This is a genomic window from Streptomyces sp. NPDC091649 (assembly GCF_044756785.1).
GTDB lineage: Bacteria > Actinomycetota > Actinomycetes > Streptomycetales > Streptomycetaceae > Streptomyces.
In genome coordinates this window covers 108,340-133,180 of record NZ_JBIVTR010000003.1, presented here as the reverse complement: position 1 = coordinate 133,180, position 24,841 = coordinate 108,340, and the positions used below count along the sequence as shown (strand labels likewise).

Below are 24,841 nucleotides of genomic sequence, written 5' to 3'. Positions count from 1 at the left end.
GTTCGCTTGGCCCGCGCCGGGCGGCGAAGCCGGAGCCCAAGTGGCCCGGTTGGGAATACGAACTGATTTTCCATAAGATCCGGCGATGATCACTAGAAAACGGCTGACGACCGGGGTGGGCATCGCGCTCGCCACCCTGGCCGCCGGGCTCGGCACCGCGATCCCCGCCGCCGCCGACGAAGCCCCCGCCGCCCCCTCCCCCAAGGTCGAGCTGGTGCTCGACGTCAGCGGCTCGATGCGGACCCGTGACATCGACGGCCAGTCCCGGATGGCCGCCGCCAAGCAGGCGTTCAACGACGTCCTGGACGCGGTGCCCGAACAGGTGCACCTCGGCATCCGGACGCTCGGCGCGGACTACGCGGGCGACGACCGAAAGACCGGCTGCAAGGACACCCGACAGCTCTACCCGGTCGGCCCGCTGGACCGCACCGAGGCGAAGACCGCGGTCGCCACCCTCGCCCCGACCGGCTTCACCCCGATCGGCCCGGCCCTGCTCGGCGCGGCCGACGACCTGGAGGGCGGCGACGGTTCGCGGCGGATCGTGCTCATCACGGACGGCGAGGACACCTGCGGGCCGCTCGACCCGTGCGAGGTGGCACGGGAGATAGCCGCGCGCGGCACCCACCTGGTCGTGGACACCCTGGGCCTGGTGCCCAACGCCAAGATCCGCCAGCAGCTGACCTGCATCGCGGAGGCCACCGGCGGCACCTACACCGCCGTCCAGCACAAGGACGAACTGTCCGGACGCGTCAAGCAGTTGGTGGACCGGGCCGCCGAGCCCGTCGTCACTCCGGTGGCGACCGAGGGGGCCGGGAGCTGTTCCGCGGCGCCCAAGCTGGAGCCGGGCCTCTACACGGACCGCGAGAAGATCGGCGAACACCGCTGGTACCGCGTCGACGTGCTGCCCGGTCAGGAGCTGCGCGCCTCCGCGAGCGTGGCGGCCGACCGCGCCGTGGACGACGACTACGGGGTGCTGCTGCGCGCGGTGACCGTGCACGGACGTGAGATCGTCCGCGGCTCCGAGGCCGGCACCGGCCGCACGGACGTGATCTCGTCCGGGCTGCGCTATCCGAAACCAGAGGCGGAGGACGGTGACGACGGCGACGGCAAGCCCGCCGCCGAGACCGTCTGCCTCCAGCTCGCCCACTCCTTCTCCGCGCCCTCTTCGGTGAAGAAGTCCCCCGGTCTGCCGGTCGAACTGACCGTGGACCTGGTGGACGGACCGGACAACGCCTCCGACGTGGCGGCCTTCGGGCTCGGCCGCGGCTGGTGGCTGCTCGGCGTGCTCGTCCTGACCGGACTGGTCGCGGGCCTGCTGGCCGGCTGGATCTCGCGCTGGCGCGTCGCCGTATGGAGGACCAACTGATGCACACGACCCCTCGCCGCACCCACGGCGTGCGACGCGCGCTCACCGGAGCGCTGCTCGCCGGACTGACCCTGCTCACTACGGCGGGCCCGGCCCTGGCCGACAGCCCGTCGGCGAGCGCCGGCCCCTCCGACGACGGCTCCGGGGACGCGGGGCCCACCGAGGCCGGCACCGCCTTCCGTACGGCGACCGCGCTCCAGCAGGGGCAGACCGGCACCGCCCAGGCGTCGGCGGGCGACTACCTGTACTGGGTGTTCCCGGCCGACGCCGGCCAGCGGCCCACCGTCGAGGCGACGGTGAAGCTGCCGGAGAGCGCCGCCGGGCGCTCCGCGTCCACCTGGCAGATCGACGTGTACGACGGGCTGCGCCGCCGCCAGGCATGCATGTACGGGCACCAGACCAGGAAGGCGGCGGCCGACGCGGCCACCGTCGAGCTGTCCTGCGTACTGCGGACCGTGCGCGCCTGGTCCGAGCCGTGGGCGAACGACCCGCTGCCCGGCAGTTACTACATCCGTCTCACGGTGGTGGACCTGCCCGCCGCCGCCCTCGGGCTGCCGGTCGGCGTCGAGGTGAAGACGACGATGAAGGAGCAGGGCGGAGCCCACGCCGTGGACGGCGCGCTCTCCGAGCCGCTCGTGCCGGGCGTCTCGGTCACCCCGGCGGGCGACGCGGGCCCTTCGGCCGCGCCGCGTGCGCCGTCCGCCGGTGAGCCGGAGGACGGCTGGGCGTCGGGCTGGTGGACCGACCGCTGGCTGTGGACCGTGGGCGGCGGCGTGCTCGCCGCGCTGGCCGCCGTGTTCGGGTACACGCTGACGCGCGGCCGGGGCCGTCCGGCCGGAGTACCGCAGGGCATCTGACGGGCCCTCGATCCGGGCGTACGGGCAGTCCCCGGCCCCGAACCGCCGGCCCCGAAGGTCCCCGACGAGGGCCGGCTCCTCGGGGCCGGGGCCCCGGTCGCAGACCTCCGTGCCGTTCGGTCCGGCGCGGCGGCGCGCTCCCCTACCCTGAGCCGTTCCACCGGCCGTGGCGGAGGGGAACGGAATGAGCGGAACGATGACGTACGTACGGTTCCAGAGCACCGAGCGGAGCCCCCGGGGCCACTTCCCCGGGATCTTCGCGCTGGCCAACGGCCTGGCCCGGGAGGGCCGCCTCACCGAGGAGCAGCGCCGCTTCTGGCGGGCGGCGAACGACTGTACGACGCGGCCTACGCCGACCCCTCGCGGATCGACCCCGCGGTGTACGACCCCGGGGCGAACCCGGGCGCGGTGGCCTGGTTCAAGGGGACGGCGACCCATCTGCTCGACCGGATCCCGGGCTATCTCGCGCTGCTGGCAGCGCACGGGGTGCCGTGCGAGCGGCTGGATTCCGCGGACCCCGGCAGGGTCGTGTACGAGGACGAGCACCAGATCGTCGTGGTGCCCCGGTCCGGCGGCGGGCACGGGGCCGCTCCGCTCGACCCGCTTGCTCACGGGCTGTCCCGCAGGAGGGGCTGACGGGGTCCGGCCCCGCCCTGCCGGGCCCCGGGCATGTGCCCGGGACCCGGAACCTCAGTCCTTCGGAAGCCACTTCTCCCAGACGTCCGGGTTGCGCTCGATCCAGCGCTCCGCCGCCTCCTGCGGCGTCAGCTTCTCCGAGGCGATCATCCTGGAGACCTCGTTCTGATCCGTCTCGGACCAGTGGAACTTCTTCAGGAACGCGGCGGCCTCGCCGCCCCGCTCGGCGAAGTCGGCGTTGAGGAACTTCTGCAGCGGGGTCGTCGGGTACGCGCAGTCGATGTCCGCCGGGTCCTTGGCCGCGCACGCGTCCGTGTACTCGGGGAGCTTCACCTCGACCATCGGCACCTCGTTGAACAGCCACTGCGGCTGGTACCAGTAGCTGAGGAAGGGCTTCTTCTCCTTGGCGAACTGCTGGATCTGGGTGATCTGGGCCGCCTCGGAACCGGCGAACACCACCTTGTAGTCCAGGTCCAGGTTCTTCACCAGGGCCACGTCGTTGGTGACATAGGACGGCGAACCGTCCAGCAGCTGGCCCTTGCCGCCGCTCTCGGCGGTCCGCAGCTCGTCGGCGTACTTGTCGAGGTTCTTCCAGTCGGTGACGTCGGGGTGCTCGTCCGCCCAGTACTTCGGCACGTACCAGCCGATGTGGCCGGTGACTCCGAGGTCCCCGCCGTTGACGATGGTCTTCTTCTCGTCGACGTACAGCGCTTCCTGGTCCGGGTGGCCCCAGTCCTCCAGGATCGCGTCGACCCGGCCCTGGCTGAGGGCGTCCCAGGCGGGGACCTCGTCGGTCTGGACCAGGTCGACGCGGTAGCCGAGCTTCTCCTTGAGGAGCTGCTCCGCCACGGCGACGTTCGCCTGGGCGCCGACCCAGGACTGGACGGAGAGCGTGACCGTCTTGACCCCGGCGGGGGCCGCGAAGGGCGATGCCTGCTTGGTCATGTCGGCGGCGCCGCAGCCGGCCGTGGCGAGCAGGGCCCCGGCCGAGGCGAGCGCCACGAGCAGGCGGGTACGGGAGCGGTTCATCTCAGCTCTCCTGTCGCTGGCGGCGGGTGGTGGGCTGGGTGACCCGGTCGAGCATCAGGCCCAGGCAGACGATCGCCGCTCCGGCGACGAGGCCGGTGGCCAGGTCGCCCTGGGCGAGGCCGAGGACCACCTCGTAGCCGAGCGCGCCCGATCCGACGAGGCCGCCGATGATGACGACCGCCAGGACCAGGACCACTGCCTGGTTGACGGCGAGCAGCAGGGAGGGCCTGGCCAGCGGGATCTGGACCTGGCGCAGTTGCTGGCCCGGGGTCGCGCCGAGCGAGCGGGCGCACTCCATGGCGGCCGGGTCGACGCCCCGCAGTCCCTGGGTGGTGATGCGGACGACGGCGGGCAGGGCGTAGACGACCGCGGCGGCGGCGGCGGGTGCGCGGCCGACGCCGAAGAGGGCGACGACCGGGATCAGGTAGACGAACTGGGGCATGGTCTGGAAGACGTCCAGGACCGGGCGCAGGAGGCGTTCCAGGCGCTCGCTGCGCGCGGCCCCGATGGCGATGCCGAAGCCGAGGACCAGGGTGACGGCGACGGCGGCGAGCACCTGGCTCAGGGTGTCCATCGAGGGCTTCCACACCCCGAGGACGCCGATGGCGGCCATGGCGAGCACCGCGGTGGTCGCGGTGCGCCAGGTGCCGATGGCCAGGGCGAGGGCGGCGACGATCAGCAGCACCGCCCACCAGGGCAGCGTGGTGAGCCCGCTCCGCAGCGGGTTGAGGATGCCGCTGGTGAAGTGGGCCGCGAGGTCGGCGGTGCCGCCGACGACGGGCACGCCGGTGTAGAGGTGGTCGACCATCCAGTCCTTGGCGGTGTTCACCGGTCCGGCGATCGCCACGGTGACGTCCTCGGGCCACACGCGGCCGTCGGTGAGCCGTCCGACGACGGCGACGACCGCGGTGAGCGCGGCGGCCAGGGACCAGCCGCGCAGGCCGCGCAGGACGGCGGGCCCGTTGGGCTCGGCGCCGATGCGGCGGCCGGCGGCCTCCGTCGTCCGGTCCAGCACGACGGCCAGCAGCACGATCGGGATGCCCGCGGCGAGCGCCGCGCCGACGTCCACGGAGGACAGCGCCTGGTAGACCCGGTCGCCGAGGCCGCCCGCGCCGATCACGGACGCGATGACGGCCATCGACAGCGCCATCATGATGGTCTGGTTCAGGCCGAGGAGCAGTTCCTTGCGGGCCAGCGGAAGGCGGGCGCTCAGCAGCCGCTGCCGTCCGGTCGCGCCGAGCGAGGTCACGGCCTCCATGACGCCGCCGTCCGCGCCGCGCAGGCCGAGCGCCGTGAGGCGGGCCATCGGCGGAGCCGCGTAGACGACAGTGGCCAGGACCGCTCCGGGGACGCCGATGCCGAACACGAGGACCACGGGGAGCAGATAGGCGAAGGCGGGCAGCACCTGCATGGTGTCGAGCACCGGGCGCAGGATGCGGAACGTGCGGTCCGACAGCCCGGCGGCCAGGCCGAGGAGCAGCCCCAGCACGACGGAGGCGAGGACCGCGACGACCATCAGCGCGAGTGTCTGCATGGTCGGCACCCACATGCCGAGCAGGCCGCAGACCAGGAACGACACGGCGGCCGTGAGGGCGAGCCGCAGGCCCGCGACGCGCCAGGCGACAACGGCGGCGAACACGGTGACGCCGGCCCAGCCGAGGGCCAGGAGGACCAGGTAGACAGCGCGCACGGAGAGCACGACCGCGTTGCTGATGTGGCCGAAGAAGTAGAGGAACAGCGGGTGGCTGTCGCGGTTGGAGACGATCCAGTCCGTCACGTCGCCGAGCGGCGCGGTGAGATCGGCGGTCAGCGCGTCCGGCCAGATCCCCCCGCCCCAGCGGCCGTGCACGACGGGGACGACGACGACGGCGACGAGCGCGAGCAGCAGGAGCCTGGCCGCGGCCGGGCGGTCGCGGAGGGCGGCCAGCGGTCCCCGGCGGGCTTCCGCTTGCCCGGGGCGGGCCGACGTGGCCTGTGCGGTGGCCATCAGGCGGTCACCTCGCGGGGGCCGTCCGGGGCGTCGGGGGCGCCGGCCGTCGGCGCGGTGGCGCCGTCGAAGCCGGTCGTTCCGGCGACGACGTCGAGCAGGCACGCGTGGTCGACGACACCGACGAGCCGGCCGCCGTCCATCACGCGGGCTGCGGGATTGCCGGAGCGGGAGACCGCTTCGATGGCCTCGTACACGGTGGCGTCGGGGCGCACGGCCGGGCCGCGCTCGCTCTCCCCCGCGAGCGCGGGACGCATGGCGGTGGCCACGGTGAGGACCTGCTCGCGCGGTACGTCGCGGACGAACTCGGCGACGTAGTCGTCGGCGGGCGAGCCCACGATCTCCTCGGGGGTGCCCAGCTGGACGATCCCGCCGTCGCGCATCAGCGCGATCCGGGTGCCCAGGCGCAGTGCCTCGCTGAGGTCATGGGTGATGAAGACCATGGTGCGGCCCTCCTCGCGGTGCAGCCGGACCACTTCGTCCTGCATCTCGCGGCGGATCAGCGGGTCCAGTGCGCTGAAGGGCTCGTCGAAGAGGAGGACGGAGGGGTCGACGGCGAGCGCGCGGGCGAGGCCGACGCGCTGCTGCTGGCCGCCGGAGAGCTGGGAGGGACGGCGGTCCTCCAGTCCGGCGAGACCGACCTTCTCCACCAGCCCGGCGGCCTTCGCCCGGCGTTCGGCCTTGCTCAGGCCCTGGATCTCCAGGCCGTAGGCGACGTTGTCCAACACCGTGCGGTGCGGCAGCAGTCCGAAGTGCTGGAACACCATCGCGGCACGGTGGCGGCGCAGTTCGCGCAGCCGGGAGCGGTCCATCGCCAGAACGTCCTCGCCGTCGATGGCGAGGGTGCCGCTGGTGGGTTCGATCAGCCGGGTGAGACAGCGTACGAGGGTCGACTTGCCGGAGCCCGACAGGCCCATGACGACGAACACCTCGCCCTTGCGGACGTCGAAGGAGACGTCGCGGACGGCGGCGGTGCAGCCGGTGGCCTCGCGCAGTTCGGCGGGCGGGAGCTGGGCGTGCTCGCTGCCGGGGATCCGGTCGGCCTTGGGGCCGAAGACCTTCCACAGGTTGCGCACGGAGAACACGGGGTTCTCGGCGGCTTCCGTGTCCCCGGCGGGCTGGGCGTTCTCGGCGGGGCCGGTGGTCTTGAGGGTCCTGGTTCCGGTCATCGGACATCGCCTCCGGTGCTGGTGCTGGTGCTGGTGCCCGGCGCGGTGTTCTGCGCCCGGCCCGCGAGGAGTTCGGCGCACTTCTCGCCGACCATGAGGACGCCGATCATCGGGTTGACGGCGGGCATGGTCGGGAAGACGGACGCGTCGGCGATCCGGATGCCCTCCAGGCCGCGGATGCGCAACTGCGGGTCCACGACGGCCTCGTGGTCGTCGGCCGCGCCCATCCGGCAGGTGCCGGCCGGGTGGTAGACGGTGTGGGCGACCTTGCGGGCGTACTCGCTGATCTCCTCGTCGGAGGTGACCTCCGGCCCGGGGCAGACCTCGCGCTTGAGCCAGTGGGCGAGCGGTTCGGTGCGCGCGATCTCACGGGCGAGCTTGATGCCGTCGACCAGGGTGCGGCCGTCGTGGTCGTCCTCGTCGGTGAAGTAGCGGAAGTCCAGGGCCGGCTTGACCTCGGGGTCGGCGCTCGTGAGGTAGAGGCGGCCCCGGCTGCGCGGCTTGGGGATGTTCGGGGTCATCGACACGCCGTGCTCGGGCCTCTCGTAGCCGAGGCGCTCGGGGTTGTCGGTGAACGGGATCTGGTAGAAGTGGAACATCAGGTCCGGGCCCCGGGATTCAGGGTCGCGGCGGACGAAGAGTCCCGCGTCGGAGTCCATCGCGGAGTTCTCCGGGATGGGCCCGTCGGTCTCCCAGACGATGACGGACTCGGGGTGGTCGAGCAGGTTCTCGCCGACGCCCGGAAGGTCGTGGCGTACGTCGATGCCCAGCGCGGCCAGGTCCTCGCGCGGACCGATTCCGGAGTGCATCAGCAGCCGGGGCGTGTCCACCGCGCCCGCGCAGACGATGACCTCGCGGGCGGCGCGCAGCAGGATCTCCTCGCCGTCCTTCGTCCGCACGTGTACGCCGGTGGCGCGGTTGCCGTCGAACTCCAGGCGGTACGCCCACGTCTCCAGCATGATCCGCAGGTTGGGCCGGTCGCCGGCCTCGATGTGCGGGTGGAGGTAGGCCACCGAGGCGGAGGAGCGCTTGTTGTTCTCGGGGTGGTAGGCGAGGTCGAAGAACCCGGCGCCCTCGTGGAACGGCTTGCTGTTGAAGCTGTCCACGCGCGGGACTCCGGCCGCCGCCTGGGCGGCGTCGACGAAGTCGCGGGCGATGGCGTTGCGGTCCTTCTCGTCGACCGGGACGATGTTGTTGCGCAGCTTGGCGAAGTACGGGTCCATCGTGGCCGCGTCCCAGCCCTCGGCGCCCGCCTCGGCCCACTCGTCCCAGTCGCCGGGCAGCGGCTTGAAACTGATGAGGGTGTTGTGCGAGGAGCAGCCCCCGAGGACCCGGGCACGGCTGTGCCGGATGTGGGAGTTGCCGCGCGGCTGCTCGGTGGTGGGGTAGTCGTAGTCGAGGTCGCCGCCGAGGAGGCCGAGCCAGCGGCGCAGGGTCAGCACGTCGTCGCGGTCGATGTCGGTGGGGCCGCCCTCGATGACCGTGACGGTGACGTCCGGGTCCTCGGTGAGCCGGGAGGCGATGACCGAGCCGGCGGTGCCGCCGCCGACGATCACGTAGTCGGCCACCGGGCTGTCGGGAACTGCTGTGCTGCGGGGGGTGGAAGGCATCGGTCACTGCTCCTTCTGCAAGGTTCGTGCGTGTACGTGGTGCTGCGAACAGCCGGTCGGGACCGGGCGGCGGGAGCGCGCCCGGTCCCCGCAGGCGTCAGCCGGCGAACCAGCGCTGCGGGCGCGGGTTGAGGTTCTGGTAGATGTGCTTGGACTCGCGGTACTCGGCGAGCCCCGCCGGCCCGAGTTCGCGTCCCGTACCGGACTTCCCGAAGCCGCCCCACTCGGCCTGCGGGAGGTAGGGGTGGTAGTCGTTGATCCAGACGGTGCCGTGGCGCAGGCGTCCGGCGACCCGGCGGGCCCTGCCCGCGTCGGTCGTCCAGACGGCGCCGGCGAGGCCGTAGTCGGTGTCGTTGGCCAGCGTGACGGCCTCTTCCTCGGTGCGGAAGGTCTCGACGGTGAGGATCGGGCCGAAGGTCTCCTCGCGGACGACCCGCATCTCGCGGTGGCAGCCGTCGAGGACGGTCGGCCGGTAGAAGTAGCCGCCTTCGGGCCGTACGTCGCTGGGCTCGGGGCGTTCGCCGCCGGCCCGGACGATCGCGCCCTCCTCGCGGGCGGAGGCGACGTACGCCTCGACCTTGGCGAGCTGCTGGGCGGAGACGAGGGGACCGCACTCGACGCCGTCGAGGGTGCCCCGGCCGAGGCGGATGGCGTCGGCGCGGCGGGCCAGCTCGGTGACGAACCGCTCGCTGATCGTGTCCTGGATGATCAGACGGGCCCCGGCGGAGCAGACCTGGCCGCTGTGGAAGAAGGCGGCGTTCAGGGCCTGGTCGACGGCGGTGTCGAAGCCCTCCTCGGTGGCGCAGGCGTCGGCGAAGACCACGTTGGGGTTCTTGCCGCCGAGCTCCAGGGCGACCTTCTTCACGGTCGGCGCGGCGGCCTGGGCCACCTTCGTACCGCTGGCGAGGCCGCCGGTGAAGGAGACCAGGTCGACGTCGGGGTGCTCGGAGAGCCGGGCGCCCACCGGGTCGCCCGCGCCGGTGACGAGGTTGGCCGCCCCGTCGGGCAGGCCGGCCTCGGCGAGCAGCCGGATGAGGTGGACGGTGGAGAGCGGGGTGACCTCGCTGGGCTTGAGCACGAAGGTGTTGCCCGCGGCGAGGGCCGGGGCGATCTTCCAGCTGGCCTGGAGGAGGGGGTAGTTCCACGGGGCGATCAGGGCGCAGACGCCGACGGGCTCGTGGACGACGATGCTGTGCACTTCGGGGTCGCCCGCGTCGACGACACGGCCGCCGCTCTCGTTCATCACGAGGTCGGCGAAGTAGCGGAAGGCGTTCGTGACGTCGTCCACGTCGACCCGACCCTCTTCGAGGGTCTTGCCGGTGTCGCGGCTCTCGGTGATCGCGATCTCCTCGCGGTCCCGCTGGAGCAGTTCGGCGACCCGGCGCAGCAGCCCGGCCCGCTCGGCGACGGGCTTGTGCGGCCAGGGGCCGTCGTCGAAGGCGCGCCGCGCCGCCGCGATCGCCGCATCGGCGTCCTCGGCCCCGCCCTCCGCGACGACGGCCAGGACCGTGGCGTCGGCGGGGTCGATGACCTCGCGCGTCGCGCCGGATGCGGCGGCCCGCCAGGTGCCGTCGATGTGGATGGTACTGAGCGCCGACATGTCGATTTTCGCCTTCCGTGCCTGAAATGCCCCTCCGGTTCGGTGGGGGCGTGGTGCGCGGTGGACCGGGGTACGGCGCACCAGCAGCCTGGACCCCTCCCCGGTCCGGCGGAATGTATGCCGAGAATTTCACTCAGAGTGATGCGCCTCACGCGCGGCGGGCCCCGCGGGTGCCCTTTCGGCGTTCCGTGCGGGGCCGGCCGGACCGGTGGCCGCGCCCACGCCGGCAGGTGAGCGGCCGGCTCCCGGACTTCCGGCCCCTGCCCCTCGACCGCACACCGGCGGCGAACCGCTCCGGACGGGACGGGAGCAGCCCGGTGGCCGGGGGGAGCGCGGTGTGCGCCGACAGCGAGCCCACCGGCAGGCGCGGGCCTCCCCGCGCGGCGGGCCGGCCCCGCCCGTACGCGCTCCGCGCCGCACCCGCCTCGCCCCGCGCTCGTCCGGACGTCGGCGCGGCCCGCCAGGGCGGGCGCGGCCTCCGGACACCGCGACATCCGGGCAGGCGCGACCTCCGGACGAGCGCGGTCTCCGGGCAGGTTCTACCTCCGGGCAGGTTCGACTTCTGCGCAGATGCGACCTCCGCGCAGGTGCCGCCTCCGGACGAGTGTCAAGAGCGCCCAGGACGTCCTGCCGGTGGCCGCGCTCCGCGGCCGGCGGAGCACGGGGCGCCGGAACGGGCGGGCCCCGGGTCAGTCCAGGAGGACGGGGAAGGCGGCCATGTCGTTCTGCGTCATCACCGGAAGCTTGGTGATCTCCTCGTCCGGGACGGCGAGGCGGATGCCGGGGAAGCGGCCGAACAGCGCGGGCAGCGCGATGCCGGCCTCGACGCGCGACAGGGCCGCGCCGGGGCAGATGTGCGGGCCGTGGCCGAAGGTCATGTGGCGGTTGCGCGTGGGACGGGTGATGTCGAACGCGTCGGCGTCCGGGCCGTGTTGCTCGATGTCGCGGCCGATGGCCCGGTAGGAGACGACGACCCCCTCGCCCTTGCGGATCACGTCGTCGCCGACGGCTACGTCCTCGGTTGCGAAGCGCATCAGCAGATGGGTGGTGGGGGTGTCCCAGCGCAGCGTCTCCTCGATCACCGCGTCCCAGCCGGCCTCCCCGGCGAGGACCTTGCGCAGTTGGCCGGGGTGGGAGAGCAGGGCGCGCACGGCGTTGAGGACGAGCCCGATGGTGGTCTCGTGCCCGGCGGCGACCATGGCCTTCAGGTTGCCCACCACCTCTTCCTCGGTGAGCGGCTCGCCGCCCTCCTCGGCCAAAATCAGCGCACTGGTGAGGTCGTCCGTGGGCCGCGCGGTCTTCTCCCGCACGAGGCCGGTGTAGAAGACGTCCAACTCTTCAAGGAGCGCGAGGCGTTCGTCCTGCGGGGTGAGCATGGAGAAGAACGCCTTGTACTGCCTCGTCAGCATGGCGTGCTGGGACTCGTCCACACCCATGAGCATGCCGACGACCCGCATCGGCAGCGGCTGGGCGAACACCGCCTTGAGGTCGACGACCCCGTCCTCGTCCCGTGCGGCTTCCAGGGCGTCCAGCAGCTCGTCGGTGAACTTCTCGATCTCCGGGCGGATCGCCTCCAGGCGGCGGGGCGTGAGCGCCTGCGCGGTCTTGGTGCGCAGCCGCCGGTGTTCGGCCCCGTCGACGGTGAACATGGAGCGCCCGGCGTCGATCATGCCGATCAACGGCCAGGCGTGGGTCACCGCGCCGCTCTGCCAGAGGTCCCAGGCGTTGATGTCCTTCACCAGCCGCGGGTCGACCAGGAGTTGACGCGCCTCGGCATGCCGGGTGACCGTCCGGGCCGGAACGCCGAGCAGGTCGATCCGGGCGAGGACCCCGGCGTCGCGCAGGCGTGCGGTCTCGCCGTCGAGGTCCTGGACCAGGGGGTCGATGACGACGGTCCCGGCTTCCCCGTCGGCCTGCGTGGCGGCAGCGTGCGGGCAGTTCACAACGCGTCTCCTGTCGTGCGTACGGGAGTGAAGCGGACGGGCAGTGCGGTCATCCCGCGCAGGAACGCGGACGGCCGGCGGACCAGTTCGCTCGCGGGGACGGCCAGTTCGAGGTCGGGCAGCCGGTCCAGCAGCACCTCGATACCGGTACGGGCGATGATCTCGGCGATCTCCTGGGCGGGGAAGGGACAGCGGTACTCGCCGTGGCTGAAAGCGAGATGAGCGCTGTTGCCACCCTGCCCGGAGCGGACGGCGGATGCGGTGACCTGCTGCCGGATGTGCGGGTCGGCGTTGGCCGCGCCCAGGCCGAGGAGCAGCATGTCGCCGCGGGCGATGTTCCGGCCGCCGAGCCGGGCGTCGCGCGCGGCCCAGCGGCCGGCCAGGATCTGGGTGGGGCCGTCCTCCCAGAGCACCTCGTTCATGGCCTCGGCGACACTGTGCCGGCCGCCGGACAGGGCGTCGGCGAACTGGTCCTCGGTGAGCATCAGCCGGGTGGAGTTGCCGATCCAGTCGGCGGTGGTCAGATGCCCCGCGGCCGTGATGGCCATCAGGTCGAGCGCGTACTCCTCGTCCGTGAACGGTTCGGGGTGGGCGAGCATCCGCGAGGTCACGTCGTCCCCGGGCCGTGCCCGCTTGGCCGCGACGAGACGGTGCATGTGCTCGCCGAAGCGCAGGTGCGCCTTCTGGGCCCCGGGCCCGCCGTCGGCGAGGTCCTTGAGCACCTGCGCGATGTCGGCGCCCTCGTCGTCGGGGAAGCCGACGAGCCGGGCGAGCACGAGGACGGGCAGCGGCTCGGCGAACTCGGCGACGAGATCGGCGGTTCCCCGGCTGCACACCGCGTCGATGAGCCGGTCGGCCAACTGCTCGCAGTGCTGCCGGATCTCGAAGGGGTCCACGCCTTCGAGAGCCGGCACGACCATGTCGACGTGGCGGCGGTGCTCGGCTCCGGCGGTGAAGTAGATGGACGGCATGGGCGTGCCCACCATGGGCAGCAGCGGCCAGTCGGCGGGGATGTTCTCCCACTGGTTCCACAGGGAGACGTCCCGGGGGTACAGCTCTCCGTCGCTGGTGACCTGGTGGAGTTCCCGGTAGCCGATGACCAGCCAGGCGGGAAAGCCGCCGGGCAGCTCGACCGGGACGACGGGCCCGTGGTCGCGCCGCATGGACCGGTAGAGCACCTGCGGTTCGGTGTGGAAGCCGGGCCCGCTGAGCGCGACGGCACCCGTGCCGGCACCCATCGGACAGCCTCCGTCGGCACCGGCCGTGGACGCGGGCGTGGCGGACGAGGGGTTCGTCATTCGTACGGACTCCAGTGGCGGCGGCTTCGCGCGTTGCGACCCTACGATCAACGCGGCACCACTATATGGAGGTTGCGTGAATCACCGGGGCCGTTCACGCTCATTTCCGCTCGAATTCAGAACCTTCTGTTTCCATCCTCGCCCTTTCTCCTATGATATTCGCCCATCTTTGATCACAAGGTTGGTGGCGGCGGAGTGCCGCCAAAGTCGTGCCCCCGTCGTGGCCATGTCCGGGATGGGGACGGCGACCCTCTTCCCGGCCTCCTTGGTCCACAAGCGCCCCGGCCTCGAACCGTGGTCCGGCCGTCCTACGATCAGGGTGTGTGCGCAGACGTCATAGTTGCCGAGGACGACGAGAAGCAGGCCGAGCTCGTACGCCGCTATCTGGAACGGGAAGGACACGCCGTACGGATCGTGGGCGACGGCCTCGCCGCGCTCGACGCCGTCCGGCACAGGGAACCCGACCTGCTCGTCCTCGATGTGATGATGCCCCGGGCCGACGGCCTGGACGTGGTGCGGGTGCTGCGGGCGGAGGACCGCGGACTTCCGGTGCTGATGCTGACCGCCCGGTCGACCGAGGACGATCTGCTGCTGGGTCTCGACCTCGGCGCCGACGACTACCTGACCAAGCCCTACAGCCCGCGCGAGCTGATGGCCCGCGTCCGCACCCTGTTGCGGCGGACCCGGCGGCCCGCCCCCTCTCCGGAGCCGGCGGCCGAGGATCCCGTCCTGCGCGTCGGCGCCCTCGTCGTCGACCCGGAGCGGCACGAGGTGTCCGTGGGCGGCGGGACGGTGGAGTGCACCCCGGGCGAGTTCCGGATCCTGGCGGCCCTGGCCGCGGGACCGGACCGGGTCTTCACCCGTCAGCGGCTGCTGGAAGAACTCCACGGGTTCGACCGCTACATCAGCGCCCGGACCGTCGACGTGCACGTCATGAACCTGCGCAAGAAGATCGAGCGGGCCCCGCGCCGGCCGGAGCGGCTGCTCACCGTCTTCGGCGTCGGCTACAAGCTCACCGACCCGGCGAAGGCCGCCCGGCGTGCCTAGGGCCTGCCGTCGGACCGCCGCCGTCGCGCGCCCGGCAGGCGGCAGTCCGACGGCAGGCCCTAAGGCGCGCGGCGCCGACGGCGGGGCGGGCACGCGTGGCGGGAGCGGCGGGCGGCGGGAGACACCGGGCCGGGCACGACTGCCGCTGCGCCGGAGCCTGCTGGGACGACTGCTCGCCGTTTCCGCGCTGGTGGCCGCCTGTTCGGTGGCGGCCACCGCCTGGATCGCCGTGCAGACCACCTCGGGGGCGATCAAACAGGAGCAGGGGCAGAACCTCACCGCGGACGCCCGGATCTACGACACCCTGCTGGGCTACGCCGCCCGGCATCCGACCTGGGACGGGGTCGGTGCGACGGTGCGGGAGCTGGCCCGGGAGTCGGGCCGCCGGGTCGCCCTGACCACACAGGGCCGGCAGCCGCTCGCCGACTCCGCCACCGCCGCGAACGCCCCGGCGCTCCCTCCGCAGGCGTCCGCCGTGGTCGACCCGTTGTCCGTGGACACCGTCCTGGCGGCGCGCGGGACCGACGGGCAGGGCACGGCGCCCGACCGCATCGACCCCCGGGCGGTGGGTCCGTTCCGGCTGCCGGCGGCCGACAGCCGGGCGTTGCGGCGGACCGCCGACGCCAAGGTCGAGTGCCTGAACCGGGCGGGTATCGCATCGGACGTGGTGGTCGGCGCGAGCGGGCGGCCCCGGGTGCAGGTCGTGGGCAACGACCCCGAACGTGCGCTGGGCACCCGTTGCGATCTCGCCGCCCTGGACACGCCCACCCCATCGGAACGGAAGGCGCTCGACACGCTCACCGAGCTGGCCGACGCCTGTCTGGAGCGCCAGGGCCGCGAGGGGGTGCGGCTGAACAGCGACCTGTCCTGGGGCGACCCGGCCCCCGGCCCCCGGCCGAGCGAGTCCGGGCCGCTGACGCCGCGGGTGCCGCTACCGGTGCCGGAGCCCCGCGACGCCCCCGCGGAGAGCGCCGTGCCCTCCGTCGTCACTCCGGAGCGCACGGGGGAGAACGACCGGGCCATCGCGTCCTGTGTGGGCGCGGCACGCAGCGAACAGCTCAGCTCGTACGTGGCCTCCCCCGCCCTCCTCTTCATCGGCGACGAGGGCGGCGCGACGCTGCCCGGGTTCGACCTCTCCCCCGCGAACACGGCCAGGATCGCGGGGGCCGCGGCGCTCGTACTGGCCCTCACCGTGGGCGCGTCGGTGTTCGCGGGAGCCCGGCTGGTGCGTCCGCTGCACGCGCTGACCGGTGCCGCGCAGCGTATGCGCGACGGGGAGCAGCCGGAGTCGGTGCCCGTCTCGGGGGACGACGAGGTCGGACGGCTGGCCGCGGCGTTCAACGACATGTCCGCGCACCGGGCACGGCTGGAGGAGCAGCGCAAGGCCATGGTGAGCGACGTCGCCCACGAGCTGCGTACCCCGCTGAGCAATATCCGGGGCTGGCTGGAAGCCGCCCAGGACGGACTCGCCCACCCCGACCCGGCGTTCGTCTCCTCGTTGCTGGAGGAGGCGGTGCTGCTCCAGCACATCATCGACGACCTCCAGGACCTGGCCGCGGCCGACGCCGGGGTGCTGCGACTGCACCCCGCGACCGTCGAGGTCCGGGAGCTGTTGAGCCAGGTCGCCTCCGCCCACCAGGCGCGGGCGGAGAACGCGGGCGTCACACTCGCCGTCGCGGCCACCGCCCCGGGCCCAGGAACGGCCCCGGCGCCGCACGCGGACCCGGGAACGGGGCCGGACCCGGTCCTGCACGCGGACCCGGAAGCGGGGCCGGACCCGGCAGTGGAGCCGGTCCTGCACGCGGACCCGGTGAGGCTCCGGCAGGCGGTGGGCAACCTGGTGTCCAACGCCGTACGGCACACATCGGAGGGCGGGCGGGTGACGCTGCGCGCGTACGCCTCCGAGGAGGGCGACGACGGGACGGTGCTGATCGAGGTGACGGACACCGGGACCGGCATCCCGTCCGAGGATCTCCCCCATGTCTTCGACCGGTTCTGGCGGGCCGAGAAGTCCCGCAGCCGGCGTACGGGAGGCAGCGGCCTGGGCCTCGCCATCGTCCGCAAGCTGGTCGAGGCCCACGGCGGCACGGTGGCCGTGACGAGCGTCGAGGGCGAGGGGTCGACGTTCGTCCTGCGACTGCCCGCAACGACGCCTCCCGGCCCCTGATGGAATGACCACAGCGCTCTGACAGCTTCTTCACATCTCCACGCCAGCCTGGCGTCATGCCCCGTCCCCGCTGCGCACCGGCATCCGGGACCGTCACGGGGCCGAGTTCGGAATGGAGCCATCCGTATGACCGCTTTCACCCCTCGCCTCACCGTGCGTGCCGCCGTCCTGGCCGCAGTCGCGGCCGGCGCAGTGCTCATCCCCTCCACCGCCGCCTTCGCCGACGCCTCCCCGAAGCCGGCGGAGCCCACCGTGACCGACCTGTCCAAGAGCAAGGCCGCCGAGGACGCCTCGGCGGAAACGTCCCGGCCGGCGGTGACGCCGCGCGGCGGCGTGGCCGCGGGCGAGGGCCCCGCCCCCGCTCCGAAGGAGGCCGCCCCGGCGGTCACCCCGCGCGGTGGTGTCGCCGCCGGTGAACGTCCCGCCGGCGGCGGCGACAACAGCACCGCGCCGCTGGCCGGTTCGGTGGCCGGAGCCGCGCTGCTCGCGGGGGCGGGCACCATCGTGCTGCGCCGCCGCTCGGCCGCCGGCCACAACGGCTGACCCGCGCCACTCCCCATCACTGACCGTGGCGCCGCACCGAGACCGGGGCGGCGCCACGCCCGTTCCCCGCACCGACTCCGGAGTCCCCTGTGCCGTCCCGTACGCCCCACCGCTTCCGGCGAACCGCAGCCCTGTTGACCGCCGTCGCGGCCAGCGTCGCCCTGGCCGGATGCTCGTCCGGCGAACCTTCCGCGTCCGCATCCGCCGCCCCGCCAGGCGAACCCTCCGCGTCCGCTTCGGCGCACGGCGAGGCCGTCACGGGATCGACCGGGCCGACCACGACCGGTCAGACGGACCGGCAGGCCCCCGTCCAGGTCTCCATCCCCTCGATCGGAGTGAAGAGCGCCCTCATGGAGCTGGGCCTCAACGAAGACGGCACGGTCGAGGTCCCGCCCTCGGAGAAGGGCATGACGGTGGGCTGGTACAGCGGCGGATCCGTGCCCGGGTCGCCGGGACCGGCCGTCCTGATCGGCCACAACGACACCCGCTTCGGCCGGGCCGTCTTCCACGACCTCAAGGACATCCGCGAAGGCGCCGAGGTGCTGGTCCGCGACGGGGCGGGGAAGACGCTGCGTTACACGGTGACGGGTAAGGAAGCGGTCAGCAAGAAGGCGTTCCCCACCGAGAGGGTCTACGGCCCGACCAAGGACAGCACGCTGCGGCTCATCACCTGTGACGGGGAGTTCGACGCGGAGGGCCACACGGTCGACAACCTCATCGTGTACGGCTCCCTCGTCTGAGAGCCGGTTTCCTCGGCCGGGAGGACGTGGCGTCCTGACTGGGAGGGGTGACGTCCTGACCGGGAGAAGGCATCCCGGCCCGCAGGCTCCCCCCGGCCGGCAGACGGCGTCGTGACCGGCAGTCGGCGACCTGGCAGCGCCCCGCCCCCTCGATCGGGAATCCGGATGGCAGCCGGCCGGACAGACTTGTGCCACCTCATGTCTACCGGTGGGTAACTGCCCCTGCTTTGATGGGTGGCAACCGGCAAGCCCCCCACTGAACCGCAGGAGACCTCTGTGCCGAGCACCGCGTTCCGCCGTCTGACCGGCGTGGCTCTGTCCGCCACCCTCGCCACCGTCACCCTCGCCGCGAACGCCCCGCAGGCAGCCGCCGCCGAGACCCCGTCGCTGCGGGTGCTCTCGTACAACGCGTTTCTCTTCAGCAAGACCCTCTACCCCAACTGGGGCCAGGACCACCGAGCGGCCGAGATCCCCAAGACGTCGTTCTTCCGGGGCAATGACGTCGTGGTGATCCAGGAGGCGTTCGACAACGGGGCCTCCGACGCACTCCAGCGGAACGCCGCCGCCCAGTACCCGTACCAGACCCCGGTGGTCGGCCGGAGCAAGAGCGGCTGGGACGCTACGGGCGGCTCCTACGCGGCGGCGACGCCGGAGGACGGCGGCGTCACCATCCTGAGCAAGTGGCCGATCGTGCGCAAGGAGCAGTACGTGTTCAAGGACGCGTGCGGTGGCGACTGGTGGTCGAACAAGGGCTTCGCGTACACGGTGTTGAACGTCAACGGCTCCCGGGTCCACGTCGTCGGCACCCACGCGCAGTCGACCGACCCCGGCTGCTCGGCGGGCGAAGCCGCACAGATGCGCAGCCGTCAGTTCAAGGAGATGGACGCGTTCCTGGACGCGAAGAACATCCCGGCCTCGGAACAGGTCGTGGTGGCAGGTGACTTCAACGTCGACGGGCACTCGGCCGAGTACGCGTCATTCCTCTCCGACGCCGGCCTGTCCGCGCCGGAGACCCGGACGGGCCACCCGTACTCCTTCGACACCCGCGACAACACCATCGCCTCCGAGCGCTACCCCGACGACCCGCGCGAGGACCTGGACCACGTCCTGCACCGCTCGGGGCACGTCAAGCCGTCGGGCTGGAAGAACGACGTGATCAAGGAGCAGAGCGCGCCCTGGACGGTGTCCAGTTGGGGCACCGACCACACCTACACGAACCTCTCCGACCACTACCCGGTGATCGGCTCCGGCCGGTAGCCGCACCATCAGGCCGCCGCCTCCTTCTTTTGGCGCCCGCCGGAGGGGCGGCGGCTCCTTTGGCCACCTGCCGATACATCGTGGCCAGCGCTTGTGTCCGGAAGCGCGGGAGGGCCGGTATGGACGAGGGGCAGGACGACTGGATACGGGTGCCGGTCGGGGACGGCGCGGAGCGCTGGGCCACGCGGGTTCGATGCCGCCGGGTGCTGCTCATCGTGCACAACGTCGCCTCGGCGACCCGGCTGCTCGACGTCCTGCCGCTGTTCCACGACGACCTCGGCGTGCAGCTCCTCGCCACCTGCACGAGATCTTCGGCGTTCCGGTCGGGCGTTGCCGACCTGCTCCGGGCAGGCGGCGGCCGGCGAAGCGGCCGTACGGCTGAGGCGCGCCTTCTACGGGCTGATGGCCGCCCCCGAGCCGCCGGGCCCGGCCCGGCTCGTGCCTCTGCCGCTGCCGGCCCCGGAGCCGGCTCCCCGTACGGCCCCCCTGCGTGTGCTGACGCGTTTGCTCGCGGGGCCGGAGGTCGTCGTCACCCGGTTCGCCGATCCCGGCCGGGAGCCGGCCGGGGCGGGTGACGCCCACTTGTCCGTGCACGAGGACACCCGCGACCCGGGTCAACTCGGCCTGGCGGACGTCGTCTTCCGGGACGGCGAGCCGGACGACCCGAGGTTCGGCCCGCCCGGCCGATGGGCCGCCGAGGTACTGGCCCGGCATCCGCACTGCGCGCTCGCGGCGTACGTCACCGGGTCCTCGTCCTGCGTCGTGCGTATCCGCGACGGGGCTCTGTTCCGGCTGACCGGCGGACCGGAAGCCGACGCGGACCCGGCGGTGTACGCGTCGGCGGTGCGTGCCTGGATCGCGGCGGGAAGTCCCGGCGCCGCGCTCGTCGCGGACGGCCTGACGGTCCGCACCGGCGGCGCCGCTCACCAGGTGGTGGTCACGGTCGGGGCCGAGGAGCCGTCGGCGCGCGGAGCGCCGCCGCGCCCCGCCCCTACCCCCGGGGGCCGGAGCACCGCTCCCGCAAGCGGCGCGGATACTCCACGTGCTGGTCGGCGTTCTCCGCCGACAGGATCCTGACCGCGTCGTCGATCAGCGGCAGTGCCGCGGCGGGGGCCTCACGGGCCAGCAGGATCTCGACCAGGTCGGTCAGGGCCCGGGCGGTGTTGTACGCCTCTCCCGCAGCCGCGGCAGGCCCACGAGTTCGATGGCGCCCCTCCCGGGCACCGCCGCGACCGATCGCAGGCCCAACGGTAGCCGCTGGACCGGCTCGATGACGGGCGGCCCGGGGAACGGCGAGGCCGTCCGGCGTTGTCCGGGGCGGTGGGGGATGCTGGCGCGGGAAGGTAGGAAGCGCACCGAAGGAGTGGCCATGAGTGATCCGCGGAAGCCGTTCACCCTCATCCCGGGGGCGGCCGGCTCGCCGGTCCTCCTGCACGTTCCGCACGGGTCCCGGCGCATCCCCCGGCGGGTGCGCGAAGGAATCACCCTGGACGACGCCGCTCTGGAGCGGGAGCTCGACCACATCACCGACGCACACACCGCCGAACTGGCCGCCGCGGCGGCGGCGATCGCCCCGGCCGCGCCGTGGCGCTTCGTCAACGACTGCTCCCGGCTGGTGGTCGACCCGGAACGCTTCCCGGACGAGCGGGAGGAGATGCTCGCCGTCGGCATGGGCGCCGTCTACACCCGCACCACCCACCGTGAACCGCTCCGCCCGCCGGAGACGGACCCGGCCCCCTTGCTGGAGGCGTACTTCCACCCGTACGCCGACGCGATGACGGCGGCGGTCGAGGGGCGCATCGCCGCTGCCGGCCGCGCGGTGATCATCGACGTCCACTCGTATCCGACCGCGCCCCTCCCCTACGAGCTCCACGGCGCCGGCCCCCGCCCGCCCGTCTGCCTGGGCACCGACCCCTTCCACACCCCGCCGGAGCTGCTCGCGGCGGCGAGCCGGGTGTTCGGCGGCTGCGTCGGCCACGACGGCATCGGGCACGACTCCCCGTTCGCCGGTGCGTACGTCCCTCTGCGGCACTACGGTACGGATCGCCGGGTCACCGCGCTGATGGTCGAGATCCGCCGCGACACGTACATGAGCGAGCCGGGCGGCCCGGCGGGGCCGGGGCTGGACATGCTGGCCCACGCGCTGGCGGAGCTGGTGGGGGCGGTGTGATCGTTCCCGTCAGTCCGCACGTACACGAGTGGCCCCACCGCGCTTCCCGTGCCGCCCGGACGCCGCCGGCCCGGCGGTCCTCGTCGAGGGCGCTCGTCGAGCTCCAACAGCAGTGCCCGCTAACCGATCTCCACCACCCGCGCCCACGCCGGCGGTCGGCGAGGGACGTAGTCGGGGTTGTCCTCGTCCCAGGAGCGGCGCCGGTGATCCCTCGGGAACAGGCCGATGACCGTGCGGCAGGCCGGTCGCGTCGTGGGCCACGGCGTCTGCCCGTCCGTCAGCACGACGATGGCGTCCGGGCGGGGCCCGGCCCGGAGCGCCTTGGTGAAGCCCGTACGCAGATCCGTGCCGCCACCGCCCAGCAGCGGGATGCCCTCGGCCCGGCACAGCGGGTGCACGACCCGGGTCGCCGCGTCGCACGCGAGGACGGTGATGAGGTCACGGCGGCCGCCCACCGCACGGGAGACGGCGGCGACTTCCAGGAGGGCGCTGCCCAGTTCGGCGTCGCTGACCGAGCCGGAGGTGTCGATGACGACGGAGACCCGGGGCGGGGACGACGACCAGGTCCGGGGCTCCGGTCTCCAGCGCGCGGACGAGCAGCGCCCACGCGGCGTCCCAGCGGGCCCGGCCCGGGCGGGCACGGATCGCGGCGACGACTCCCTCCAGCGCGGCCTGACGGAGGTCGCCGCGTTCGGGCAGGACGGCGCCCGCGGGGTCGGCGAGGAGGTCCTCGGGGTCCGGAAGGTCCATCCGGTCCAGGCCCGCCAGCAGCTCCAGTCCGGGGCCGTCCCCCACCGTGCCCCTGACCAGCAGGGACAGCACCTCTCTGGAGGATCCGGCGGCGGTCGCGAAGGCGATCAAAGCCAGGGTCATGTCCCAGCTGCGCGGCGACGGCCAGGGGCCGCCGCGGCGTGTCTCCGTACTCGGCAGCCGGTGGACGAGTGCGGGCCGGGCGGAGAGGAGCCCGCACACCGCGCGGCGGGCGATGTCCACGGCCCGGGGCAGTTTCCCAAGGTCGAGGCGGGGCAGAGTCGCACGGGGCCAGGTGCCGGCGAGGCCGCGTACGACGACCTCGTGGTCGTGGGTCCACTGGAGGTGGACGAAACGGTTGGCGAGCGGCGAGCTCAGCTCCCAGCCGTCGGCCGCCGACGAACGGGGGTTGGCCGCGGCCACGATCCGAACCTCCGGCGGGAGTCGCAGCGCTCCGATCCGCCGCTCCAGTACGAGGCGGAGGAGCGCGGCCTGCACGGCGGGCGGTGCGGTGGACAGCTCGTCGAGGAACAGCAGGCCCTTGCCGGCACGTAAGAGGCGGACGGCCCAGTCCGGCGGGGCCATCGGGACCCCCTGTTCGGCGGGGTCGTCCCCGACGATGGGCAGTCCGGAGAAGTCGGACGGCTCGTGGACGCTGGCGATGACCGTGGTGAGCGGCAGGTCCAGGGAGGCGGCGAGCTGGGTGAGGGCCGCGGTCTTGCCGATCCCCGGCTCGCCCCACAGGAGCACGGGGAGGTCGGCGGAGACCGCCAGGGCGAGCGCCTCCAGTTGGATGTCGGGACGCGGTTCGGTGGTGGTGGCGCGGAGCAGGCGCGTCAGCGCCGCCGCCACCGCGAGGGGGGAGCCGGGAGCGGAGTCCGCGGGCACGGCGGACGGGGTGTTCGTGAGCATGGGTGATCACCTGGGGATGCGAGAGGGCGAATGGACGTGGGCGGGGTGCGGGCGCCGGTGAGTACGCTCACGGAGCGGGAGCGGAGGGTCCCTGGAGCCCGCGGTCAGCGGACGTTCGTGTGGTGCGGGCGTCGGGTCCGGCGTGGAGGACGGGGGTGCGGGCGGTGCCCGGCGGGGCCGGGCCCGAGCAGGCCGGACCGGAACAGTCCGTAGGCGACCCGGCGTCGGGCCGCGGCCTCCAGCTCGTCCCGCAGGGGGCCGTCGGGCAGCACCGCTTCGGGGCCGAGCAGGCCCTCGACGACGGCCAGAGCTCCGGCTGTGTCCCCGTGGTCGAGACGTTCGCGGACCCCGGTGAGGCAGTCCGGCCGCCGGTGGGCCTCGTCGATGGCCTGGAGGCAGGGCAGCGGAGTGCCCATCAGCGCGACGAGCAGTTCTTCGCGGCGTATCTCGGCCGGGTCGTGGTCCAGTGCGGTGAGGGCGCCTTCGACCAGACCGATCCGGTGCTGCGCCCCCCGGCATTCCACGAGGCGCGGCGCTCCCGTCCGGTCGTCGGCGGGCGGGAGTGCCGGAGCCGGCGGCGGGAGGTCCGGCACGAGGGCCCGAGCGACCAGCGGGTGCAGCCGGCCGGCCTCGATCGCGCCGGTTCGGAGCAGGTCGAGGTCGGGAAGCACCCAGGTGGCCGCGTCCGGCAGCACCGGCGGCCGGGAAGCGCCGGAGTCGGGGGTCACCGCCGCGATCCGCGCGACAGACGTCTCCCGGCCGTCCTCGTCGGCCGCGAGGTGCAGGAGCAGCCTGCACCGGGCGCCCAGCCGCACGCTCACCGTTCCGTCCGGCCGCCGCCCCTCGGCCCGGAGCAGGATCGCCGCCTCGGCGGCCCACCGGTCGACGGCGCAGCGGAGGTCCGCCGGCACGGCGGCCCACAGGCCCGGGCCGCCCGGCTGGGTTCCCGGGGTGGCTGACGTGTCGTCGAGGCCGGTCCGGGCCGGCAGCTCATGGGCCCTGTCGGCGTCCCACAGGTGGCGGTGCAGATCGAGTCGGAAGCGCCGGCTCGGATGGGGGTGAGGGTGCCGGAGGGCGCCGGGTCCGGTGTGCGGCCCGTCCCACAGCGCGAGGCTGATCCGCTGCCCGGCGTCCGCCCGGGCGGGCGGGGTCCGGACGACCAGGCGCAACGGGCCCGGGCCGGCGCGTTCGGCGGTGTCGTAGCGGGCCAGGGCGATCGTCAGCCCCGGACGCAGCAGCCCCTTCGGTGCGACCCGTGGCAGATGCCAGCGCAACAGGTCGGGGGCCAGTCGGCAAAGGTCCGCCCGTACGCGGGCGGCGGTTTCGCGGCCGTGGTCGTTTGCCACGGACCGGAGGCGGAGATCGACGTCGACGCCTGCCGCGGCGCACGCTCCTGCCCAGTCCCCGGCCTTGCGGCGGGCGGTCGCAGTCTCGATCATCGAGGCCGGCACGGCGAATGCACGCACGCGGGGCCAGAAGGACGGGTGGGAATCCCGGTTCGCGGTCGAAGTGAGCATCAGCACTCACCTTGCGCGGACGGGTCCCCCAATCTGCTCATGGAGTGATTCATCGCGGGAAGCGTAGCTCGGCCGGTCGGGACGCGCCAGGAATTTCCCGCGGTCGGGGTCCGTCCAGTCCGCATCCGCCGTCACTCGCGGTCCGAACCGACGGCACGGCCTCGCGGCCCGGGCGGACGGCGCGAACTCGCGGGCCGGGCCGACGGGTTGGAGCCCGCTGGAACACCTTGAACCCGCGGCCCG

The 24,841-nt window shown here is 73.4% G+C and carries 18 protein-coding genes and 2 pseudogenes; 10 read left to right on the top strand and 10 right to left on the bottom strand.

Annotated elements, in window-relative coordinates:
* Positions 1-85: 85 nt before the first annotated feature.
* From ACIQMU_RS08050 to ACIQMU_RS08040, 3 genes and pseudogenes are all read left to right on the top strand, one after another.
* Positions 86-1,366 (top strand): VWA domain-containing protein, encoded by a 1,281-nt coding sequence (locus tag ACIQMU_RS08050; RefSeq protein ID WP_402688467.1) that lies wholly within the window; start codon positions 86-88, stop codon positions 1,364-1,366.
* On the top strand, positions 1,366-2,223 hold the full coding sequence (locus tag ACIQMU_RS08045) for a hypothetical protein (protein ID WP_352238894.1): 858 nt from the start codon (positions 1,366-1,368) through the stop codon (positions 2,221-2,223). The genes ACIQMU_RS08050 and ACIQMU_RS08045 overlap by 1 nt, the downstream gene beginning before the upstream one ends.
* 184 nt (positions 2,224-2,407) lie before the next feature.
* Positions 2,408-2,859 (top strand): annotated as a pseudogene (locus tag ACIQMU_RS08040) (hypothetical protein).
* A gap of 54 nt (positions 2,860-2,913) precedes the next feature.
* Here the strand turns inward: ACIQMU_RS08040 and ACIQMU_RS08035 are convergent.
* The 7 genes from ACIQMU_RS08035 to ACIQMU_RS08005 all read right to left on the bottom strand — a co-directional run bounded on the left by ACIQMU_RS08035 (position 2,914) and on the right by ACIQMU_RS08005 (position 13,495).
* Positions 2,914-3,888, bottom strand: coding sequence for an ABC transporter substrate-binding protein (locus ACIQMU_RS08035; RefSeq protein WP_352238896.1), 975 nt, complete (start codon positions 3,886-3,888; stop codon positions 2,914-2,916).
* 1 nt (position 3,889) lies between these two features.
* Positions 3,890-5,875 (bottom strand): ABC transporter permease subunit, encoded by a 1,986-nt coding sequence (locus ACIQMU_RS08030; RefSeq protein WP_352238897.1) that lies wholly within the window; start codon positions 5,873-5,875, stop codon positions 3,890-3,892.
* A complete protein-coding gene (locus ACIQMU_RS08025) occupies positions 5,875-7,044 on the bottom strand; it encodes a glycine betaine/L-proline ABC transporter ATP-binding protein (RefSeq protein ID WP_402688466.1) in 1,170 nt (389 codons plus the stop codon). The genes ACIQMU_RS08030 and ACIQMU_RS08025 overlap by 1 nt, the downstream gene beginning before the upstream one ends.
* The gene (locus ACIQMU_RS08020) at positions 7,041-8,654 is read right to left on the bottom strand and encodes a GMC family oxidoreductase (RefSeq protein WP_402688465.1); all 1,614 of its coding nucleotides are present in this window, start codon (positions 8,652-8,654) and stop codon (positions 7,041-7,043) included. Before ACIQMU_RS08020 ends, ACIQMU_RS08025 begins: the two co-directional genes overlap by 4 nt.
* 97 nt (positions 8,655-8,751) lie before the next feature.
* The gene (locus ACIQMU_RS08015; RefSeq protein ID WP_352238900.1) at positions 8,752-10,254 is read right to left on the bottom strand and encodes an aldehyde dehydrogenase family protein; all 1,503 of its coding nucleotides are present in this window, start codon (positions 10,252-10,254) and stop codon (positions 8,752-8,754) included.
* 689 nt (positions 10,255-10,943) lie between these two features.
* Positions 10,944-12,197, bottom strand: a complete 1,254-nt coding sequence (locus ACIQMU_RS08010) for a cytochrome P450 (protein WP_402688464.1) — start codon at positions 12,195-12,197, stop codon at positions 10,944-10,946.
* The gene (locus tag ACIQMU_RS08005) at positions 12,194-13,495 is read right to left on the bottom strand and encodes a cytochrome P450 (protein WP_352238902.1); all 1,302 of its coding nucleotides are present in this window, start codon (positions 13,493-13,495) and stop codon (positions 12,194-12,196) included. The genes ACIQMU_RS08010 and ACIQMU_RS08005 overlap by 4 nt, the downstream gene beginning before the upstream one ends.
* A gap of 321 nt (positions 13,496-13,816) precedes the next feature.
* Here ACIQMU_RS08005 and ACIQMU_RS08000 point away from each other — a divergent pair, with 321 nt between their 5' ends.
* The 7 genes from ACIQMU_RS08000 (at position 13,817) to ACIQMU_RS07970 (ending at position 21,419) form a co-directional block, all read left to right on the top strand.
* Complete coding sequence (locus ACIQMU_RS08000) at positions 13,817-14,542, top strand: response regulator transcription factor (RefSeq protein ID WP_352238903.1); 726 nt, start codon at positions 13,817-13,819, stop codon at positions 14,540-14,542.
* A gap of 139 nt (positions 14,543-14,681) precedes the next feature.
* Positions 14,682-16,709: an ATP-binding protein gene (locus tag ACIQMU_RS07995; protein WP_402688581.1), complete on the top strand. Its 2,028-nt coding sequence runs from the start codon at positions 14,682-14,684 to the stop codon at positions 16,707-16,709.
* Between the two features lie 126 nt (positions 16,710-16,835).
* A complete protein-coding gene (locus ACIQMU_RS07990) occupies positions 16,836-17,252 on the top strand; it encodes a hypothetical protein (RefSeq protein ID WP_402688463.1) in 417 nt (138 codons plus the stop codon).
* 89 nt (positions 17,253-17,341) lie between these two features.
* Complete coding sequence (locus ACIQMU_RS07985; protein WP_402688462.1) at positions 17,342-17,992, top strand: class F sortase; 651 nt, start codon at positions 17,342-17,344, stop codon at positions 17,990-17,992.
* Between the two features lie 276 nt (positions 17,993-18,268).
* The gene (sph, locus tag ACIQMU_RS07980) at positions 18,269-19,249 is read left to right on the top strand and encodes a sphingomyelin phosphodiesterase (protein ID WP_402688461.1); all 981 of its coding nucleotides are present in this window, start codon (positions 18,269-18,271) and stop codon (positions 19,247-19,249) included.
* 330 nt (positions 19,250-19,579) lie between these two features.
* Entirely contained in the window at positions 19,580-20,326 is a 747-nt protein-coding gene (locus ACIQMU_RS07975; RefSeq protein ID WP_402688460.1) for a hypothetical protein, read from the top strand.
* A 292-nt stretch (positions 20,327-20,618) separates the two neighbouring features.
* A complete protein-coding gene (locus ACIQMU_RS07970) occupies positions 20,619-21,419 on the top strand; it encodes an N-formylglutamate amidohydrolase (RefSeq protein ID WP_402688459.1) in 801 nt (266 codons plus the stop codon).
* A gap of 119 nt (positions 21,420-21,538) precedes the next feature.
* On the opposite strand, the pseudogene ACIQMU_RS07965 reads toward ACIQMU_RS07970, so the two are convergent.
* The 3 genes and pseudogenes from ACIQMU_RS07965 to ACIQMU_RS07955 form a co-directional block, all read right to left on the bottom strand.
* A pseudogene (locus tag ACIQMU_RS07965) lies at positions 21,539-21,973 on the bottom strand (VWA-like domain-containing protein); the annotation flags it as partial.
* Positions 21,858-23,081: an AAA family ATPase gene (locus ACIQMU_RS07960; protein ID WP_402688458.1), complete on the bottom strand. Its 1,224-nt coding sequence runs from the start codon at positions 23,079-23,081 to the stop codon at positions 21,858-21,860. The gene ACIQMU_RS07960 and the pseudogene ACIQMU_RS07965, both read right to left, overlap by 116 nt.
* A gap of 104 nt (positions 23,082-23,185) precedes the next feature.
* The gene (locus ACIQMU_RS07955; protein ID WP_402688457.1) at positions 23,186-24,598 is read right to left on the bottom strand and encodes a hypothetical protein; all 1,413 of its coding nucleotides are present in this window, start codon (positions 24,596-24,598) and stop codon (positions 23,186-23,188) included.
* Positions 24,599-24,841 lie beyond the last annotated feature (243 nt).